Below are 2,854 nucleotides of genomic sequence, written 5' to 3'. Positions count from 1 at the left end.
ATACCCGACTGGTCTTCGACTACCTTCGTATGACTTCTAACTCAACACGCACTCGGTCGCTTTGATTAACTCAAGAGGAGAACAAATTTACCGTGAGCACACGGCGTAGCTATACGCGAGTTTCCGCTGAAATCCGGCTTCGGTTTTGCCGATTATCTGCTGTATATCGATGGCAAAGCAGCCGGTGTGATCGAAGCCAAAAAGGCAGGTGTGACCCTCTCAGGTGTTGAGACACAATCTGATAAATACACCCAGGGATTACCGGAGGAGCTGCCGCGTTGGAGCAATCCGCTGCTGTTCGCCTATCAATCAACGGGAAGCGAAACGCGCTTTACCAACGGCCTCGTTCCCAGTCCGCGTTCTTACCTGATAATTCGTATCTCTCACATCTGGGTTATTGGCACACACTGGGATTTCCGAGTAAATATGACACAAGAGCGAAGAAACATGACCACGCATTATTTCTTGGCAGGATGTTGATATGAACAAGAAAGATTTATCCGAATGCGATATCTGCACTAAGTTCATCACGCCTGCCATTCAGCAGGCTGGATAGCAGCAGCATCTGTTTCGCGAAGAAGTGAAGCTCACCGACGGCCGCGTCATGGTGCGTGGTAAGTTGGCTGCACGAATCAAAAACCCCGACGCCAAGGGCGGCCCAAAGCGCGCAGACTACGTCCTGTATGCGAGCGCCAACGTGCCGCTTGCAGTCATTGAGGCGAAGCAGAACAAATATTCTGTCGGCCACGGTATGCAGCAGGCATTGGTCTACGCCGAAATGCTCGACGCACCATTTGCCATTAGCTCCAATGGCGATGGCTTTTTATTACATGACCGTACTGGTCTCACGCAACCTACTGAGCGTAAGCTAGCCTTAGATCAATTCCCAAATTGGGATGAGTTGTGGTCGCTGTATCAGCGGTGGAAGGGGCTCGCGAAACCAGAAGCTGTAAAACTCATCGCGCAACCCTATTACACGGATGCTGGTGGTAAAGAGCCGCGCTACTACCAACGTGTAGCCATCAATCGTGCTATCGAAGTAATTGGCAAAGGTCAGCAGCGTATTTTGCTCGTCATGGCAACAGACACGGGCAAGACTTACAATGCATTTCAAATCATCTGGCGTCTTTGGAAGGCGAAAGCGAAAAAACGCATCTTATTTCTCGCGGACCGTAACATCCTCGTCGATCAAACCATGCAGCAAGACTTTGCGCCATTTGGCGAGGTCATGCACAAGATAACCAATCGTGAGGTCAAGAAAAACTACGAAATCTATCATGCCCTCTATCAGGCGGTGACAGGCCAGGAAGAGTGGAAACAAATCTACCGGCAATTCCCAGTAGATTTTTTTGATTTAGTCGTCGTTGATGAATGCCATCGCGGCAGCGCTGTCGAGGATTCGGCGTGGCGCGAAGTGCTCGACTACTTCAGCGGCGCCACACACCTTGGCCTCACTGCCACACCCAAGGAAACCAAGGAAGTCAGCAACATCACCTACTTCGGTGACCCGATCTACACCTATTCGCTCAAGCAGGGAATAGAGGATGGTTTCCTCGCGCCCTACAAAGTCATTCGTATCGTTACCGATGCCGACGCCCTCGGCTACACACCTGAAAAAGGCAAGGTCGATAAACACGGCCAAACCATCGAGCAGCGCCAGTACACCACCAAGGATTTCGACCGTAACCTCGTCCTGGAAAAACGTACAGATTATGTTGCCCGCCGTGTATGGGAGTACCTCAAGGGCACCGATCCGATGGCCAAGACCATCATATTCTGTGATGACCAAGACCACGCCGAGCGCATGCGCCAGGCGCTGGTAAAAATTATCCCGGCCGCCGCGGCGAACCGGCGCTATGTCATGCGCATCACCGGCGACGACAGTGAAGGAAAGGCCCAACTTTCCTATTTCATTGACAACGACGAGCCGTATCCGGTCATTGCCACAACCTCTAAGTTGCTTACCACCGGCGTAGATGCCAAGACCTGCAAGCTCATCGTGTTGGATCAGAACATCAATTCGATGACCGAGTTCAAGCAAATCGTAGGGCGCGGCACGCGCATCCGTGAAGACTACAACAAGCTGTATTTCACCATCATAGATTTCAAAGCTGCGACTCGCTTATTCGCCGATCCCGACTTTGACGGCGAGCCGGTGGTTATTTATGAACCAAAACCAAATGAACCCGTCGTGCCGCCCGAGACCCCCGAGCTTCCAACAACAGGCGGAACCGCCGAACCCCCGTCGCCACCGTATATACCCGAGCCACCCGGAGGAGGAACAGGCAGGGACGAAGGCCGCACCAAATACTACGTCGACGATGTCGACGTACGCACCGCCGCCGAGCGCACGCAATTCCTGGATGCCGACGGCAAGCTCCGGTCGGAGGAGTACCGCGTCCTACTAAAAGTAGGAGATCGCCAAATCCTTGCGCGTTCAATTCGGTTCGCTCATGGAATTCCTGCGCCGCTGGGGTCAGGCTGAGCGCAAGCAGGCCATTCTTGATGAACTGAAAGATCAAGGTATCCCCATCGAAGTGTTGCAACAAGCCGTGCCCAATAGCACTGACTTCGATGTGTTCGATTTGGTCGCGCACATCGCCTTCGATCAAAAGCCACTCACGCGCAAAGAGCGCGCAAACGCGGTCAAAAAACACAATTACTTCAGACAACCTGATCCCGAAACGATCCTTATTATTAAGGGATTCTAAAGAATAGATATAAATCAATCTATTACATGAGTTAGCAGAGGGAGTGGAAAAATTAGCAGCCAAACAGTCTGGATTTTGCGAAGATACGACTTTTTGAGATGGGCTTTACACAGAAATTGTTTGCGAGGGATTCCTGATGCCAC

1 protein-coding gene and 1 pseudogene are annotated in these 2,854 nt (G+C 51.8%); both read left to right on the top strand.

Annotated elements, in window-relative coordinates; translation table 11 throughout:
• Nucleotides 1-111 precede the first annotated feature (111 nt).
• Nucleotides 112-480 (top strand): type I restriction endonuclease, encoded by a 369-nt coding sequence (locus tag C8R30_RS15535; RefSeq protein ID WP_107790549.1) that lies wholly within the window; start codon nt 112-114, stop codon nt 478-480.
• Between the two features lies 1 nt (nt 481).
• Nucleotides 482-2,666, top strand: a pseudogene (hsdR, locus tag C8R30_RS15530) (EcoAI/FtnUII family type I restriction enzme subunit R); the annotation flags it as partial.
• Nucleotides 2,667-2,854: the final 188 nt, after the last annotated feature.

Source organism: Nitrosomonas nitrosa (assembly GCF_003051105.1).
Classification (GTDB): domain Bacteria; phylum Pseudomonadota; class Gammaproteobacteria; order Burkholderiales; family Nitrosomonadaceae; genus Nitrosomonas; species Nitrosomonas nitrosa.
Note: the sequence above shows the minus strand (reverse complement) of the source record. Positions and strands in the feature narration are given on the sequence as shown.